Below are 16,612 nucleotides of genomic sequence, written 5' to 3'. Positions count from 1 at the left end.
TGCTGCGCTCCTTGGGGGCGGGGGCGGCATCGTCCTGGTCCGTGGACCGCGGTCGCTCCGTCCGCGTCACAACCTACCGACAGGCCATAAACTAGCGTCGATAGTTTTCGGATACCAGAGACCGCCGGGAAGTGTCCGCCGGATCACCCCGCCCTCCTCCCCCGCCGGTTCACTCGTCCAGGTCGGGCAGATGATCCGGGACCGGGCAGATCCGCTCGCCGTGCTGGTCGAAGACGAACAGGTGGGCGAGGTCCACCAGGAGCGGCACCTGCATGCCGTGCCCCAGCCGGATGTCCGGCGTGGTGCGCACGACGAGGTCGCCGGGCAGCCGCGGCTCCGGCGCGGCGGGGGCGTCCGGCATGCCGGGCGCCTCGGCCGTGCGGTCGAGCACGGCCACCGGCGATCCGGCGCGCAGGGCGCCCGCCCGCTCCCGCAGCCACTCCAGGGCCGTGCCGCCGTCGCGCCGTCGCCTGCCGGCCGGGCGGCGGGCCGGGCGCGGGGCCTCCAGGTCCGGTACGACGGCGGGACTGGAGCCGGTGTCGAAGTGCACGAGGACCTCGTGGCCCTGGAACTCCAGGTGCTCCACCAGTCCGGTGAGCGGCACCTCGCCGGGCCGGGCGGCGCTCGGCTTCGCGATCCGCACCGCCTCCGAGCGCAGGCCCACGATGACCTCCCGGCCCTGCTGTACACGCAGCAACTGGTGGTCCAGGGTGAGCGGTTCGGGCAGCCGCAGGAACTGCTTGCCGAGGCTGATGGTCATGGCGCCGTCCAGCGGGGCGCGGACCAGGCCGCGCAGCAGGTTGATGCGCGGGGTGCCGACGAAGGCGGCGACGAAGACGTTGCGGGGCAGCGTGTACACCGCGCGCGGGGTGTCCACCTGCTGGAGGACGCCGCCGCGCAGCACGGCGACCCGGTCGCCGAGCGACATGGCCTCGGACTGGTCGTGGGTGACGTAGACGGTGGTGACCTTCAGCTGCCTGGTCAGCTTGGCTATCTCGGCGCGCAGATGGTTGCGGAGCTTGGCGTCGAGGTTGGACAGCGGCTCGTCCATCAGGAAGGCGGAGGGGTGGCGGGCGATGGCCCGGCCCATGGCCACCCGCTGGCGCTCGCCGCCGGAGAGCTGGCCGGGGAAGCGGTCGAGCAGGTCCTCGATGCCGAGCATCCGGGCGGTGGCGCCGACGCGTGCGCCGTGGTCCGCGCCGGGCGACTCGATGCGCAGCGGGAAGCCGATGTTGTCGCGGCTGGTCATGTTCGGGTAGAGCGCGAAGTTCTGGAAGACCATCGCCATGTCCCGGCCGGCGGGCGGCAGGTCGTTGGCGTACTCGCCGTCGAGCAGCAACTGCCCCTCGGTGATCTCCTCCAGCCCCGCGATCATCCGCAGGACGGTGGACTTGCCGCAGCCGGAGGGGCCGAGCAGGACCAGGAACTCACCCGGTGCGATGTCGAGCGACAGCCGGTCCACCACCCGGCCGCCCTTGGTGCCGTAGGTCTTGCTCACGTCGTGCAGAGAGATGGCGCGTGTCATGAGGCATGCCTTCGGGGACTCACCAGAGCGCTGGGGCTCCGCGCGTCGGACGCCCCGTGCGGGTCGTACGGGGCGTGTGAGTCACGGAAGTTAACGGAATGTACGCACTCGGGGGAAGACACCGGACATGATCCGGCGTGGGCGTCCACCTGTTGAGATGGGCGGTCCGGGGCGAGGGGCGGGTGGGGGCGGCGGTTCGGGAGCCGGCGCCCCCACCGGGCTTCGGACGCCCCGGCCTCGGTCACTTCGGTCTCGGCCGCCCCGGCTCCTGCCGCCCGGGCTCACTTCGTCGCCGTCAGGTGGGCGAAGACCACGACGTTGCTGGAGTACCCGGTGCGGCGGGTGTAGAGGCCGCCGCAGGTGATGACATGCAGTTCGGGGCGGCGGGAGGGGCCGTACACCTCCTTGTCGGGGAAGCGGTCCTTGTCGAAGACGCGCACCTTGTCCACGGTGTAGACGGCGGTACGGCCGTCCGCGCGCCGCACCTCGATGGTGCGGCCCGGCTCCACCTGGCCGAGCGCGGCGAAGACGGCGGCGCCGGTCGTGGTGTCGCGGTGCCCGACCGCGAGGGCGGTGCCGGACTCGCCCGGGGTGGGGCCGCCCTCGTACCAGCCGACCAGTTTGGGCTTGTCGACCGGCGGGGTCCCCAGCTGCCGGTGCGCGTCGAGGCCGACGCCGATGGTCGGGGCCTCGATGCCCAGGGAGGGGATGCGCAGCGAGGTCGCCTTGGAGGGGGGCAGCGGTGCGGGCGGCGGGCCCGTGTCGTGCGGCGGTGCGGTGGGGTCCGCGCCCTCGCCGTCCGTGCCGACGCGGGCCGCCGCGGCGGGGCCGGCCGCGCGGCCGGGTGCGTCGTGCGCGTGGTGCCCCCCGCACCGGACCCCCGCCGTCACCAGGACGGCCGTGAGGGCGGCCGTCCTGACCAGGCGGTAGGCGCGGGTCCGGTACCAGGGCCTGCGTCGGCGTCTACGCGGCGCCATGGGGGCGCCGGCGGATCAGCCGGAAGTACGCGACCCCGCTGACCACGACCAGGCCGACGGCGGCGGCCCCGGCGACCGGGGAGAACGCGTCGGCGGCGCTGGCGAGACCACCGCCGCCCGCGTGCACGCCGCCCTTGGGGCCGCCGCCCTGCCCGTCGTGGCCCGGGGCGCTCCCGCCGCGCTGGCCGTTGTCGTCGCGGTCCTGGTCACCGTCGCCGCGGCTCTGGTCGTCGATCTGACGGCCGGGGCCCGGGGCGCCCTGCTGGTGCTCCTCGTCGTGGCAGTCGACGCGGAACAGCTTCTCCTTCGAGATGCCCGCCACGGTCCAGATCAGCTTGTACTGGCCGTCGGAGAGCATCAGCGGGTCGGTGTGGCCGGCGCCGTTGGCCAGCGGGACGGTGCCGGTGACGGTGGCCCGGGTGGGCAGCGGGGGCTGGGCCTGGATGGTGTAGCCGATGGTGGGGAGGACGTCGAAGTTGACGGCGTCGAGGTAGAACCGGCAGACGACGGGGTCGTCCTTCGAGACGCCGAACGGCACGCCCGCTCGGTGGATCTTGATGTCGCCGGCCTCCCCCTGCGCCATGGCGTCCGGCGCGGACAGCCACGTGGCGCCCACCGCGGTGAGGGCCGTCAGGGCCGCGACGGCGCCGGCACGGGAGCCGAGGGTCCGTGGGATCGTCAGGGTGGGCATGCGCGCTCCTCCGAGTCAGACGATTTTCATACAAATCGCTCTTTCACCTGACTCTCTTTCACACCGCTCCTCACCGCCACGGCACCCCGGCGCGACGCGCCGCGAAAGATCACTCGTGCGGAGCAGACGGCGCACCGCCGGAGGCGGGGATGTCCGGGTACAGCCGCGGAGCGACCCCCCGACGGCCCCGATCCCCGGCCCCGCCAGGGCCCCGGCCCGGCCGCCGCGGATGTCCCTGCCGGCCGCCACGGGGTGTCCCTCGGCTGCCGCGGGTGCCCCGGCCGGCGACCGTAGTGGTCCGGGGGGACCAGGGGGTCGAGGCGTCTTCGGCCGCGACGGCGGACCGAGGCCGGCCCCGGGCCCGGGCGGGTCCGGCCGTGGCGGCGGCCCCCGGAGGGCTTCGCCGCCCCGGCCGTCCCCGGACGGCTTCGCCGCCATGACCGCGCCCGGGTCGGCCGCCGGGGCGATCCCGCGCCGGCCCTCAGGGGCCGTGCCTGGTCGGCCGCCCGGGCCGAGCCCGGCGCAGCGGACCTCCCGGGGCCGACGCGGGCACGTCTCTCCCCGGGGCGGCGGCCGAAGCGGACTCGGCCGCCCCGGCGATCCCGGAGGTCGCCCCCAGGGCCGGCCCAGGGTCGGTCGTAGGGTCAGGCCCGGCGTGGCGCGGGCTTCCCCGGGGGCCGACGCGGGCCGCTCCCTCCGGGCGGCCGGGCGTGCGCGGCGTGCAGCCGGCCGACGTCCGTCCGGCGCGAGCCTGTTCCGCGCGCTCAGTCCAGTACGCGGCCCAGATAGGCCCGCAGCAGCTCCCGCGTCTCCGCGATGATCTTCTCGTCGCCCTCGGGGTCGACGCGGAAGGCGAGTTGGACCAGGGTGTCGGCGGTCTCGACGGCGATCAGGAAGACGCGGCGCAGGTCCTCGTCCGGCTCCCGGTGGAGGTGACCGGAGAGCAACTGGGTGAGGCGGCGGGCCACGCGGTGGTTGGGCTCGGTGTGGCGGGTGCCGAGGGGGATCTGGTTGCCGAAGTCGACCAGGGAGAAACCGGGCGCGGTCCGCTTCATGGCCAGGTACTCGTCCAGGACGGCGTCCACGGCCACGTGCCAGTGGACGCCCCGGACGCCTCCGTCCGCCTCCGCCGACGGGTCCGCGTCCTCGTCCGCCGCCTCGTCGGCGGTCTTCTTCAGACGCTCCAGCACCCGCTCGGTGTACCGCTCCAGATTGCGCTGCGCGAGCGCGTCGGCCATGGCCCGCTTGTTGCCGAAGAAACGGTAGACGGAGCCGATCGGCACGCCCGCGCGCTGAGCCACGGCGCGGGTGCTCAGCGCGTCGTAACCGACCTCGTCGAGGAGGTCGGCGCAGGCGTCGAGGATCCTGGTCAGCCGTTCGGCGCTGCGCCGCTGCACGGGGGCGCGGCGGAGCGAGGTCGCTTGGTGCACGGGCATCATGATGCATCCCCCGGCCACGGCGGTGAACCGCGCCCCGCACCACCCGCCGCCGCGGTGCCCGCGTCCCGCGCCGCACCGGCCGCCCGCGTCGCGGCGTCCACCACGCCCGCCACCGTGTCCCGGGCCGCCGCCGGGGCCGCCGTCGCCGCCGGCACGCGCGCGGCCGCGGCCGGACCCGCGTCGCCGACCGGTGCACCACGGGCCGGTCCCGGACCCACCCTGTGCTCCTCCGACGCACCTGAGTTGCCGCCCGCATCCGAATCCGCCCGGCCCTTCGGCGCACCCGCCCTCGAGGCCGTACCCGTCGGCCCGTGCGTGCCGGGGAGCGAGGACGATCCCGTCGGCGCGGGCGAGGGCGAGACCGCCCCCTTCGACTCCGGGCCCGAACCCTTCGCCCCCGGCCCCGCCTCCTTCGACCCCGGCGAACCCGCCCCCGCAGCCGTCGCACTCGGCGCACCCGACCCCGGCCCGCCCTCCGTTGCCCCCACGGCTCCCGGAGACGACGCCTCTCCCGACGGCACGGCCCCCGGCGCCAGTCCCGACGCCGTGATGTCCGCGGTGCTCTGGACCGGGCGGCCCGCCACCGCCCACACCGTGCCGTCGTCGGCGTAGAGGCGGGCGGTGACGTGGTGGGTGCCGCGCGGGACGAGGCGGGCGGGGAGGCGGTAGTCGGGAGTGCGCAGGCGGCCGACCAGGCGGCCGTCCACCAGCAGGTGGGCGAGGCCGCGCCCGGCCGCCGGACGCGCGGCCGCGCCGGCCGGGGAGAAGCGGAAGCGGCGGACGGTCAGCCGTACGTCCCAGCTGCCGTCGGCGTCGGGCCGTACCTCGACGCCGACCTCGGGCGCCTCCCCCTGGGCCACCTCGCGGTAGGGCCGCCCCTCCTCGTCGGCGCGGTCGACGACCCTGCCCACCGGCGATGCCGACTTCTCCGCCGTGCCGCTCCCCCGCGCACCGCCCGAACCGCAGCCGGCCGCGCCGGCGCACAGCAGGACGCAGGCCGCGAGCGCGGCGAGAGATCCACGGGTCCATGACGTCATGTCCGGAGGGTAGAACAACCGTCCGACAGCCTGGATCCCCCTCAGGTCGGGTTCCCGCACCACCCGCAGGACGACCGGGATCGCCGAGGCCCTCTTGCGCCCGGGAAAACGCAATCCTACGGTGTTCCATAGGAATCAGTCGGCAAGGGAGCGATGATGAGCGGGGACGCACGCAAGAGGGCCGAGGCGCTGGCCTACCTCTCCGGTTTCGGCAACGAGCACAGCTCGGAGGCGGTTCCGGGCGCACTGCCGGCGGGCCGCAACTCCCCCCAGCGCGCCCCCCTCGGCCTGTACGCGGAGCAGCTCAGCGGCACGGCCTTCACCGAGCCGAGGGCGCACAACCGCCGCTCGTGGCTCTACCGCGTCCGGCCGTCCGCCGCGCACCCGAAGTTCGTCCGCACCGGCAACGGCTCCCTGCGCACCGCGCCGTTCAACCAGGCGGTGCCCGACCCCAACCGGCTGCGCTGGAACCCGCTGCCGGAGCCGGAGGCCGGCACGGACTTCCTGGCCGGGCTGTGGACCCTCGGCGGCAACGGCGACGCCACCCAGCGCAGCGGCATGGCCGTACACCTGTACCACGCCAATTCCTCGATGGAGCGCGTCTTCGGCGACGCGGACGGCGAACTGTTGATCGTCCCCGAGCACGGCGGGCTGCTGCTGCACACGGAGTTCGGGCTGCTGCACGCCGAGCCCGGCGAGACGGCGCTGATCCCGCGCGGGGTGCGCTTCCGGGTCGAGCTCCTCGACGCCACCGCGCGCGGCTACGTCTGCGAGAACTACGGCGCCGCCTTCCGCCTCCCCGACCTCGGTCCCATCGGCGCCAACGGCCTCGCCAACGCCCGGGACTTCCGCGCCCCGGTCGCCGCGTACGAGGACGTGGAGGGCCCCGTGGAGGTGGTGAACAAGTTCTGCGGCAACCTGTGGACCGCGACCTACGACCACTCCCCGCTCGACGTCGTCGCCTGGCACGGCAACTACGTGCCGTACGTCTACGACCTGCGCCGGTTCAACGTCATCGGGACCATCTCCTACGACCACCCGGACCCGTCGATCTTCACGGTGCTGACCTCGCCGAGCGACACCCCGGGCCTGGCCGGCGTGGACTTCGTGGTCTTCGCGCCGCGCTGGCTCGTGGGCGAGGACACCTTCCGGCCGCCGTACTTCCACCGGAACGTGATGAGCGAGTACATGGGCCTGATCGAGGGCGCCTACGACGCGAAGGCGGAGGGCTTCGTGCCCGGCGGCGGCTCGCTGCACAACATGATGTCGGCGCACGGACCGGACCGGGAGACGTTCGACCGGGCGAGCGCGGCCGAGCTGAAGCCGCAGAAGATCGACGACGGCCTGGCGTTCATGTTCGAGACCCGCTGGCCGGTCACCCTCACCCCGCACGCGGCCCGCGCCGAGCATCTCCAGCAGCGATACGACGACGTGTGGCAGGGTCTGGAACGCCACTTCCGCCCCACGCACTGACCCCGCGACCGACCTTGCACTGACCGGCCCCTACCGGTACGGATGGCCCGTGACCTCCTTCGCCCCGGATTCGATCGTCCTGAACCGCAAGCTGCCGCTGTGGTACCAGGTGTCGCAGTCGCTGCGCGCCTCGATCCTCGGCCGCTCCCCCCGCGATCCGCTGCGCCTGCCCACCGAGGAGCAGTTGGCCGGGCACTACGGGGTGAGCGTGCTGACCATGCGGCAGGCGCTGAAGGAGCTGGAGGACGAGGGGCTGATCACCCGGCACCGGCGGCGCGGCACGTTCATCGAGCCGGAGGCGCGGCGCGGCTCCCCGGTGCGGCTCCTCGGCTCGGTGGACGCGATCGTGGCCCAGCAGTCGGGCATGACGACCGAGCTGCTGGAGCACGGCAGGGCGCCGGTGCCCGCCGAACTCGCCGAGTTCTTCCCGGATCTCGGCGAGGTGGCGACGTACCACCGGCTGCGCGGCGACGAGAAGACCGGCGAGCCGACCAACCACGCCCGCAACTACGTCCGTCCGGAGCTGGCCGGGCGGATATCACCGGACGATCTGGTGCGCTGGCCGATGACCAAGGTGCTGCGGGACGTGGTGGGCGCGGACATCAGCCGGATCACGGACACCGTGGAGGCCCGGCTGGCCGATCCGGAGACGGCCCGGCTGCTGGACGTGCCGCTGCTGAGTCCGATCCTGCACTACACGGGCGTCACCTACGACACTGCGGGCCGCCCGCTGGACGTGGTGGTCATCAACTACCGGGGCGACCGCTTCTCGTTCACGGTCACGCTCGACGCCACCTGAGCACCGCCCGGCCCCTGGCCCGCGCCCGCCGCGCAGGCCGTACGATTCCGGGCGTGCCGTACGACGACGACGCTCCGCCGCTGGCGGACCTCATGCCGTGGTCCGTCGCACCGCCGCGACTCGGGCGGGGGTGGCCGACGGCCCCCGACGCCGCCTGTCTGCGCTCCCGTTGGGAGGCCCTGCTGCGGGCCGAGGGCGCGGAGCGGGAGGCCCTCTTCGAGCCGACGCGGGCCCGGACGCCGTCCACGGCCGTGGGGCAGTTGCCGGGCCGCTCGGGCGGCACGGAGAAGCTGGCCCGGGCGTCGGGCCCGTGCCCGGAGCCGGTACGGGTGCTGGCGGCGCCCTTCGACGAGCAGTGGCTGATCCCGGACCACCGGCTGATCGACGCGGCCCGGCCGGAGCTGTGGCGGGTGGCGGACGACCGGCAGGTCTTCGTCGTGGAGACGCCGGCCGCCCCGGGCCCGGGGCGGCCGCCGCTGCTGGCCACCTCCCTGCTGCCGCTGCTGCGGCCGGGCCGCGTCCGCCCGCTGTACCGCCGCCCGGAGGGCCGGGAGCCCAACCTCGCGCCCGGTCTGCTGGAGCATCTGGCCGGCCGTCTCGGGCACGCCCCGGCCCCGGAGGACGTGCTGGCCTGGACGCTGACGGCCGGCCGGCCGGGACCGGACGGCCCGGTCGTCCCGCTCACCGGGGACCCCGGGCGGTGGGCGGCCGGTGTGGCGGCGGGCCGCCGCACGCTGTGGCTGATGCGCCGCGACGGCGAGCGCCCCAAGCTGCCCGGCGGCCGCCGCCCCTACGTCCGCGCACCACTGCCGCCCCGCCCGCTGACCGTGCGCTACGACCGCGACGAGGAGGCGCTGTACCTGGACGAGGGCCGTATCGCGCCGGTGCCGCCGGCGGCCTGGGACTTCGAGACCGCATCGGGCCGGGTGCTGGAGCAGTGGTTCGCGGCCCGCACCGGCCCCGCCGAGGCGGACGGTCTCGCGGCGATCCGCCCGGCGGCCTGGCCGCAGACGTGGACGTCCGAGCTGCTGGAGCTGATCACGGTCCTGGCCCTGCTCGCCGAGGCCCGCGGCCCAGGACCTGAGGAGCCGGTGACCGATCCGGTCGGCGTCGCCGAACTGCGGGCGGCGGGCGTCCTGCCGGTACCGGAGTCCGCGCGCCGCCCGGCCACCGTCCTGGACCACCAGGAGGAGGGCCCGGAGGGCCAGTTCGCCCTGCTCTGAGGGCGTCCCCGGTCAGGCGGCGGCCGGCTCAGCCGCGGGGCGCGAAGCCGTCCAGCACCCGTGTCACCGCCCGCTCGAACACCGCCTCAAGGTCGACGGGGCCCGCGCCCTCGGCGAAGGCGGCCGCCATGCGCGGGTAGGCGCCGGTGGCGACCTGGCCGCCCAGGTAGGCGATCCGCACGGCGGTCTCCTCCGCCTCGGACCAGGGCAGGGAGCGGGTGCGCTCGGCGGTGGCCAGCTCGTTGGAGACGTACATGGTCACCACGGCGTTGAGCATGGCGACGAGTTCCATCTTGGTGCCGTAGGACGCCTCCAGCGGGTCCAGGCAGGTCAGGCAGTGCTCCAGATAACGCAGGGTGTGGGGGCTGAAGCCGTAGATCCCGGACATCAGGCGGGGCAGCCAGGTGTGACGGCGCATCAGGTCGCGGGACTGGTGCGCGACCCGGCGCATGTCGGCGCGCCAGTCGCCGCTCGGCTCCCACAGCTCGTGCTCGCCGCCGACGGCGTCCACCATCAGCTCGTACAGGTCCTCCTTGCGGGGGACGTAGTTGTACAGCGACATCGTGCCGCAGCCCAGTTCGGCGGCGACGTGCCGCATCGAGACCGCGTCGAGACCGCCGGCGTCGGCGATCCGCACGGCGGCCGCCGCGATGTCCGCGCGCGTGTACGCGGGCTTCGGCCCCCGGCCGGTCCGCTCGGGACGGGCCCAGATCACTTCGGGTCGGGCCGCACGGCCAGCCATGGTTCACCACCTCGCCCCACCATCGTAGTTACGTACACCGTACGTAGTGCGCTATGGTCGAGCCATGACTTCTACGTACGCTGTACTCAGTGAGGGTCTGGAGAAGAGGTTCGGCGAGATCCACGCCGTGCGCGGGCTGGACCTGGCGGTCGCCGAGGGCACGGTCTGCGGGGTGCTCGGGCCCAACGGCGCCGGCAAGACCACGGCCGTACGCCTGCTGACCACGCTGCTGCGGCCGGACGCGGGCTCGGCCCGGGTGGCCGGGCACGACCTGGTGCGCGAGCCGGCCGCCGTGCGCCGCGCGATCGGGGTGACCGGCCAGGACACCTCCGTGGACGCGGACCTCACCGGACGGCAGAACCTGCGCCTGTTCGCCCGGCTGCACCGCGTCCCGGACGCCGCCGCCCGCGCCGACGAGCTGCTGGAGCGGTTCGGCCTGACCGAGGCCGCCGGGCGCTGCGCCTCGACCTACTCGGGCGGGATGCGCCGCCGCCTGGACCTGGCGGCCAGTCTGCTGCGCCGCCCGGCCGTGCTGTTCCTGGACGAGCCGACCACCGGTCTCGACCCGGCCAGCCGCAACCGGATCTGGGCGGCGGTGCAGGAGCTGAAGGAGCAGGGCACGACGGTGGTGCTGACCACCCAGTACCTGGAGGAGGCCGACCGGCTGGCCGACGAGATCGCCCTGGTGGAGCGCGGCCGGATCGCGCACACCGGCTCTCCGGCCCAGCTCAAGGCACTGGTCGGCGCCCACGCCGAGGCCGTCCTCGCCGACGCCGCCGATCTGACGCGGGCGGCGGCCGTGCTGGACCGGCTCACGGGCGCCGAGCCGGTGCTCGACCACGAGCGGGTCACCGTCGGCGCGGTCTGCACCGACCCGACGCTCACCCTGCCCCGGCTGGTGCGCGAACTCGACGCGGCCGGCGTCCTCGTGCTCGACGTCAGCCTCAGACCGCCCACCCTCGACGACGTGTTCCTCCGGCTGACCGCAGACACCCCGGTGAAGGAGATCGCGGCATGAACGCCCTGGCGCACGACGGCACGGCGATGGTGGGCCGGCAGCTGCTCCGGGTCCGCAACAACCCGGGCCTGGCGATCCTGACCCAGATCATGCCGATCAACATGCTGCTGTTCTTCGGCTACGTCTTCGGCAGCGCGCTGGCGATGCCCGGCCGGGAGTACCGCGCCTTCCTGGTGCCGGGCCTGCTGGCGGCGACGGCGGCGGGCGGGATCATGACGGGCATGTTCCAGGCGGCGCAGGACACGCACCGGGGCGTGACGGACCGCTTCCGCGCCCTGCCGGTGAGCCGGGCGGCGGTGCCGCTCGGGCAGGCGGTGGCCGACCTGGTCGTCACCGCGCTCGGCACGGTGCCGCTGCTGCTGGTCGGGCTGGCCGTGGGCTGGCGGATCGAGGGCGGCCCCGCGCGGGCGGCCGGGGCGGTGGCCCTGCTGCTGCTCTTCCGCTTCGCCTGCACCTGGGCGGGCATCCTGCTGGGACTGCTCTCGCGCAGCGAGGAGGCGGCCGGTCAGCTCGGCGCGTCGACGTTCGTCCTGCCGCTGCTGTCCAACGCCTACATCCCGACCGGCGACCTGGCCGGCTGGCTGCGCGCGGTCGCCGAGTGGAACCCGATCAGCGCGGTCACGGCGGCCCTGCGGGACCTGTTCGGCAACGCCCCCGCCCCGGACGGCGCCGCCTGGCCGGTGGCCCACCCGGTCGCCGGGACGCTCGCCTGGAGCGTGGCGCTGATCGCCCTGTGCGCGCCGCTCGCGGTACGCCGGTACGCGCGCGGCGCGGACTGAGCCGCTGAGCCGCGGCCCGCCTGGAGGGGGGCGGACGCTGCTGACAAGACGCCCGTGCGCGGGTCATGATCCAGCGCATGGACCAGCTTCCCCTGCCCCTGGAGGGCATCACCGTCGTCGCCGTCGAACAGGCCGTCTCGGCCCCCTTCGCGACCCGGCAGCTCGCCGATCTCGGCGCCCGGGTGATCAAGGTCGAGCGGATCGACGGCGGCGACTTCGCGCGCGGCTACGACACCGCCGCCGGCGGCCTGGCCTCCCACTTCGTGTGGTGCAACCGCGGCAAGGAGTCGATAGCGCTGGACCTGAAGGACCCGCGGGGCCTGGCCGTGGTGCGGCGGCTGGTCGCGGACGCGGACGTGTTCGTGCAGAACCTCGCCCAGGGCGCCGCCGCCCGGCTGGGTCTGGACGCGGCCACGCTGTGCGGCGCGCACCCGCGGCTGATCGCCGTGGACATCTCGGGGTACGGCTCGGGCGGCCCGTACGCGGACAAGCGGGCCTACGACATGCTCGTGCAGTGCGAGGCGGGCCTGGTGTCGGTGACCGGGACGCCGGGGCGGCCGGTGAAGGCGGGCATCCCGGCGGCGGACATCGCGGCGGCCATGTACGCCTTCTCGGGGGTGCTGGCCGCCCTGGTGCGGCGCGGGGCGACCGGGCGGGGCGGGCCGGTGGAGGTGTCGATGCTGGAGGCGCTGGCCGAGTGGATGGGCCATCCGCTGCACCACGCGATGCACGGGGGCGCCGCCCCGGCGCGCACCGGCCTGGCGCACGCGGTGATCGCGCCCTACGACGCGTACGGCACGGCCGACGGCGGGCGGGTCCTGCTGTCGGTGCAGAACGACCGGGAGTGGCGCAGGCTGGCCGAACAGGTGCTGGAGCGACCGGAGTTGGGGGCGGACCCGGCGTTCGCGACGAACGCGGCGCGGGTGGCGCGCCGGGAGCGTACGGACGAGCTGGTCGCGAAGGCGCTGGGCGCGCTGGACGCGGACGAGGCGCTGGCGCGGCTGGAGGGCGCGGGGATCGCGTGCGCACGCCTGCGGGACGTGCACGAGGTGGCCGGGCATCCGCAACTGGCGGCGCGGGAGCGGTGGCGGGAGGTGGGGACTCCGGTCGGGCCGCTCAAGGCGCTGCTGCCGCCGATCACTCTGCCGGGCGGGGGCGAGGCGCGGATGGGGGACGTGCCCGCGCTCGGGCAGCACACCGAGGCACTGCTGCGAGCCGTGGGGATGGCGGACGACGAGATCGCAGCGTTGCGCCGGGACGGGGTGGTGGCCTGAGCGCGGGGCCTGCTGAGCGGCTCCGGGGACGCCGGGGGCGTCTCCGGAGGGCGCCGACGGCGGTCAGCGACCGCCGAACAGCGAGCGGCGCAGCCGGCGCAGGGGCGCGAACAGCGACACCCGGCTCACCCGTGCGCCCCTGCCCGTGCGGTCGTGCGCGGTGTCACGCGCGGTCAGCTCGCGCATCAGCAGGGTCGCCTCGGCCGCTTCGCGCTGCGGGACGGCGGGGCCGCCCAGTACCGCGAGATGGCGGTCGAGACGCGAGCTGGTCGCGCTGCTGCCGCAGGTGATCGCAGGGACCCTCGCCCTGCTGCGCACTGTTATCTGCTCCATGTCACTCCCCACCCGTACGAGTCCACCCGGCCCGGGCAGAGTAACCCTATCTCCCCATGGGGGCATGCGGGTATCACGGTCACAGGATTCACCTTCCCCGTAAGGGTGTTGACGACTACTCTCCGAATCCGACCGATTCCACGGCGAGTTGGACAACCGGCTGGCTGCCGGGCCGGACCGGCCCCTGGTCGGATTCCACGATTACGGCCAGTGATGCCCGCGACTTGGCCGTCCCGCGGGCCGCCGGAGGCGTGTCGCCCGTGCGGAGCCCGCGGGATCGCGGTGGTGCGCCGGAGCGCGTGCCGCGGTGCCGGTGCGCCTCGCCACGCGGTGGAGCCGCGCCCCCGCTCAGGGTGAGCGCGGCATGCCCTCACCGGCGGAAGCGATCACTCCGATACGCCGGGCTCCGGGCGGTGCGACCGGAAGCGGCGCGTGTGCCGGGAGCGGCGGGAACGTGGCCCATCTCACGCGAAGAAGCCCGTCTCACGCGGAGAAGAGGGCCGTCTCGCGCGAAAGGAAGCCCGTCTCGCGCGGAGAAGAAGGAGAAGGCGGAGACCCCGGGGGACGGGGTCTCCGTTCGGTGCGGGGTGGTGCGACCGCCGTGGGGATCAGGCGGCGTTGGTGAGGACCGGCAGGTAGCCGCCCGACTGACCACTGGCCGTCGGGTGGTAGGACTCGCCGATGTCGAGCCAGTTGACGCTGTGCAGCCAGGAGTCGCCGGAGCAGATCTCATGGCCGCTGAAGGTGGTGCGGACGTCACCGAAGACGAAGCCGTGATTGGCGGCGGCCTTGGCGATGGTGGTGTTCAGGAGGTCGGAGGCGTCGTTGATGGCGGAGCGCTTGGTGTCGGACAGGCCGAGGCAGGTCTGGCCGAGCTGGTAGAAGCGGGGGTAGCCGATGACGACCACGCGTGCGGAGGGCGCCTTGCCGCGGATCACCGAGTAGAGGTTGTCGAGCTTTCCGGGCAGCGTCGAGGTGACGTACGCCCGGGCGGTGTTGATGCGGGAGATGCAGGTGCTGTCGGACGAGGTGACGCAGGTGGTCATGACGTCGGCGAAGCCGGCGTCGTTGCCGCCGATGGTGAGGGAGACCAGCGAGGTGGCGGAGTTGAGCGAACCGAGCTGGCCGGCGAGCACGTCGTCGGTCTTCGCGCCGGAGCAGGCGGTGAAGGAGAACGACGACGGGGAGTGTGCGGCGCTCCAGAGGTAGGGGTAGGCCTTGGTGCTGCGGTCGCAGCTGCCGCTGGAGCTGATGTAGCTTCCGGCGCCGACGCCGGAGGAGTAGGAGTCGCCGAGGGCGACGTAACCCCCTGCGGCGGCGGTCTGTTGGGACGCCTGCGCGGAGGCCGCTCCGGTCAGGGCGAGGCCGACGGCGACAAGGATCGAGCTGACTCGGGCGGCGATGCGGGAACGTCTCATGGAACCTCCCTTTAGCAGGATCTCTGCGTCAACTGTGGTAGCAGCTACGCGCGTTGACCGGAAGTGTCCATGCCAAAAATTCTTTGGCGTTCAACCAGAAAGAGGGGGTTCCGTACGGTTGTCCGACACCCCGTCAGCCACCAGCGGAAAGAGGTTTCGACCGCCGGGATGCACTCCTACGGGTGCCGGGTGCGTCTTGACGGCCCCGCACGACTGCGCGACATTGAAGCCCGGCATCCGGCGCTTCGGGGGGCAAAGTCGCCAATGCAGACCATCCACGTCAAGACAGCTCCAACAGACGGCGCGGAGCGTGCGCGGCCGGGTCCGGGGAGGGACCTCGCGCCGTGGCTCGCGGGCGCCGCGACGGCCGTCGCCGGTCTCGGGGCGCTGCTCGCGCTGACCGGCTCCCACTCGCCGCTGCGCGGCCCGACCGCCCTGTTCTTCCTGCTCGCCGCGCCGGCCGCCGCGATCGCCGCGCTGCTCGGCGGACTGGACCCCGCGGCCCGGGCCCTCGTCTCGCTGGCGGGCGCGGTCGCCCTCGACATGCTGGTCGCCCAGGGGATGCTGGCCGTGCACCGGTGGTCCGTCCCCGGCGGGATCGTGACCGTGGCCGTCTTCAGCGCCGCCGTCCTGCTGCTGGCCGCCGTACGGCGCCGGCGTGACCGCGCGGCGAGAAGACGGGGCCTGTGACGTGGACATCAGTGTGTACCGCCCCGGCGAACTGAGCGCCGCCGACCGGACCGTGTGGACGGCACTGCAGTCCAAGGCCCATCTGCACGGCGCGGAGGAACTGGCCAATCCGTTCCTCGCACCCGAGTTCGCCCTCGCGGTGGGGCGGTGCAGACGCGGGGTGCGGATCGCGGTGGTCCGCGAGGGCGGCGAACCGGTGGCGTTCTTCCCGTTCCAGAGATCGGCCGCCGGGGTCGGCCGGGCGGTCGGACTCGGCGTCTCCGACTGCCAGGGCATGGTGCACCGGCCCGGCTTCACCTGGGACGCCCGCGAACTGCTGCGGGCCTGCGGGCTCGCGGTCTGGGAGTTCGACCATCTGGTCGCGGGCCAGGAGCCGTTCGAGGCGGGGGCCTCCGGCGCCTTCCCGTCCCCGGTGATGGACGTCGACCGGGGCTACGACGCCTATCTGGGTGAACTGCGCGCCCGCTCGCCGAAGTTCACCCGCACCACCCTCGCCAAGGACCGTCGGCTCGGCCGGGACGCCGGCCCGGTGGCCTACGTCCACGACGAACGCGATCCGGCCGTGCTGACCACGCTGATGGCCTGGAAGTCGGCGCAGTACCGCCGCACCGGGCGCAGCGACCGCTTCGCGCACGCCTGGATCACCGATCTGGTGACCCGGCTCTTCCACACCCGCTCCGAACCGTTCGCGGGCGTCCTGTCGGTGCTGTACGCCGGCGGCGAGCCGGTCGCCGCCCACTTCGGGCTGCGCACCGAGCGGGTGCTCGCCTGCTGGTTCCCGGCGTACGACCCGGCGTACGCGAAGTACTCGCCGGGCCTGGTCCTGCATCTGCGGATGGCCGAGGCGGCCGCCGCCGAGGGCATCGCGTACCTCGATCTCGGGCGGGGCCAGAAGGAGTACAAGGACTCCCTCAAGACACGCGAACTGAGCGTGTCCGAGGGCTGGGTGACGCGCCGCCACCCGGTGGCGGTCGGACACCGGGCGCGCCGCGCCCCGGTCCGGGCGCTGCGCAACGCGGTGCAGTCGCGGCCGGAACTGTTCCAGCCGGCCGACCGACTGCTGAAACAGATGGGGCGAATTCGCTCAAAGCACCGAGCTTGACACGTACCACGGAAATCCAGCGAAATCCCTGAAAACGTGAGATCTGATATCAGGTCTTGCCATACCGGCTCTATCGTCAATACCGTCGTACA

General features: G+C 74.1%; 15 protein-coding genes and 1 pseudogene. 8 read left to right on the top strand and 8 right to left on the bottom strand.

The window, feature by feature from the left end; translation table 11 throughout:
- Positions 1–169 precede the first annotated feature (169 nt).
- The 5 genes and pseudogenes from AB0N63_RS13530 to AB0N63_RS13510 form a co-directional block, all read right to left on the bottom strand.
- The gene (locus AB0N63_RS13530; RefSeq protein ID WP_365528242.1) at positions 170–1,525 is read right to left on the bottom strand and encodes an ABC transporter ATP-binding protein; all 1,356 of its coding nucleotides are present in this window, start codon (positions 1,523–1,525) and stop codon (positions 170–172) included.
- Between the two features lie 281 nt (positions 1,526–1,806).
- Positions 1,807–2,502 (bottom strand): class F sortase, encoded by a 696-nt coding sequence (locus AB0N63_RS13525; protein ID WP_365528239.1) that lies wholly within the window; start codon positions 2,500–2,502, stop codon positions 1,807–1,809.
- Positions 2,489–3,193: a hypothetical protein gene (locus AB0N63_RS13520; protein WP_365528237.1), complete on the bottom strand. Its 705-nt coding sequence runs from the start codon at positions 3,191–3,193 to the stop codon at positions 2,489–2,491. Before AB0N63_RS13520 ends, AB0N63_RS13525 begins: the two co-directional genes overlap by 14 nt.
- A gap of 764 nt (positions 3,194–3,957) precedes the next feature.
- A complete protein-coding gene (locus AB0N63_RS13515; RefSeq protein ID WP_365528234.1) occupies positions 3,958–4,632 on the bottom strand; it encodes a TetR/AcrR family transcriptional regulator in 675 nt (224 codons plus the stop codon).
- 539 nt (positions 4,633–5,171) lie between these two features.
- A pseudogene (locus AB0N63_RS13510) lies at positions 5,172–5,669 on the bottom strand (hypothetical protein); the annotation flags it as partial.
- 156 nt (positions 5,670–5,825) lie between these two features.
- Here AB0N63_RS13510 and hmgA point away from each other — a divergent pair.
- From hmgA to AB0N63_RS13495, 3 genes are read left to right on the top strand one after another with little or no spacing between them, the layout of a single operon-like run.
- Entirely contained in the window at positions 5,826–7,142 is a 1,317-nt protein-coding gene (gene hmgA / locus AB0N63_RS13505; protein WP_365528231.1) for a homogentisate 1,2-dioxygenase, read from the top strand.
- 49 nt (positions 7,143–7,191) lie between these two features.
- Positions 7,192–7,941 (top strand): GntR family transcriptional regulator, encoded by a 750-nt coding sequence (locus AB0N63_RS13500; protein ID WP_365528228.1) that lies wholly within the window; start codon positions 7,192–7,194, stop codon positions 7,939–7,941.
- Between the two features lie 44 nt (positions 7,942–7,985).
- A complete protein-coding gene (locus AB0N63_RS13495) occupies positions 7,986–9,164 on the top strand; it encodes a type ISP restriction/modification enzyme (protein ID WP_365528754.1) in 1,179 nt (392 codons plus the stop codon).
- Positions 9,165–9,192: 28 nt separating this feature from the next.
- Here the strand turns inward: AB0N63_RS13495 and AB0N63_RS13490 are convergent, their stop codons facing one another.
- Complete coding sequence (locus tag AB0N63_RS13490; protein ID WP_365528226.1) at positions 9,193–9,906, bottom strand: TetR/AcrR family transcriptional regulator; 714 nt, start codon at positions 9,904–9,906, stop codon at positions 9,193–9,195.
- 64 nt (positions 9,907–9,970) lie between these two features.
- Here AB0N63_RS13490 and AB0N63_RS13485 point away from each other — a divergent pair, with 64 nt between their 5' ends.
- From AB0N63_RS13485 to AB0N63_RS13475, 3 genes are all read left to right on the top strand, one after another.
- Positions 9,971–10,924, top strand: coding sequence for an ATP-binding cassette domain-containing protein (locus tag AB0N63_RS13485; RefSeq protein WP_365528224.1), 954 nt, complete (start codon positions 9,971–9,973; stop codon positions 10,922–10,924).
- A complete protein-coding gene (locus AB0N63_RS13480; RefSeq protein ID WP_365528222.1) occupies positions 10,921–11,703 on the top strand; it encodes an ABC transporter permease in 783 nt (260 codons plus the stop codon). Before AB0N63_RS13485 ends, AB0N63_RS13480 begins: the two co-directional genes overlap by 4 nt.
- Before the next feature lie 77 nt (positions 11,704–11,780).
- On the top strand, positions 11,781–12,977 hold the full coding sequence (locus AB0N63_RS13475) for a CaiB/BaiF CoA-transferase family protein (RefSeq protein WP_365528219.1): 1,197 nt from the start codon (positions 11,781–11,783) through the stop codon (positions 12,975–12,977).
- A 63-nt stretch (positions 12,978–13,040) separates the two neighbouring features.
- Here AB0N63_RS13475 and AB0N63_RS13470 read toward each other — a convergent pair whose 3' ends face one another.
- Positions 13,041–13,310 carry a hypothetical protein gene (locus AB0N63_RS13470; protein ID WP_009187810.1) on the bottom strand — a complete coding sequence of 90 codons (270 nt, stop codon included), beginning with the start codon at positions 13,308–13,310 and terminating at the stop codon, positions 13,041–13,043.
- A gap of 608 nt (positions 13,311–13,918) precedes the next feature.
- Positions 13,919–14,728 (bottom strand): SGNH/GDSL hydrolase family protein, encoded by an 810-nt coding sequence (locus AB0N63_RS13465; protein WP_365528217.1) that lies wholly within the window; start codon positions 14,726–14,728, stop codon positions 13,919–13,921.
- Positions 14,729–14,992: 264 nt separating this feature from the next.
- Between AB0N63_RS13465 and AB0N63_RS13460 the strand changes: the two genes are divergently transcribed.
- Together AB0N63_RS13460 and AB0N63_RS13455 are read left to right on the top strand one after the other, a co-directional pair.
- Complete coding sequence (locus tag AB0N63_RS13460) at positions 14,993–15,418, top strand: hypothetical protein (RefSeq protein ID WP_365528214.1); 426 nt, start codon at positions 14,993–14,995, stop codon at positions 15,416–15,418.
- Between the two features lies 1 nt (position 15,419).
- The gene (locus AB0N63_RS13455; RefSeq protein WP_365528212.1) at positions 15,420–16,520 is read left to right on the top strand and encodes a GNAT family N-acetyltransferase; all 1,101 of its coding nucleotides are present in this window, start codon (positions 15,420–15,422) and stop codon (positions 16,518–16,520) included.
- The last annotated feature ends 92 nt before the right edge of the window (positions 16,521–16,612 follow it).

It is taken from the genome of Streptomyces sp. NPDC093260, from assembly GCF_040683715.1.
Classification (GTDB): Bacteria; Actinomycetota; Actinomycetes; order Streptomycetales; family Streptomycetaceae; genus Streptomyces; species Streptomyces sennicomposti.
Note: the sequence above shows the minus strand (reverse complement) of the source record. Positions and strands in the feature narration are given on the sequence as shown.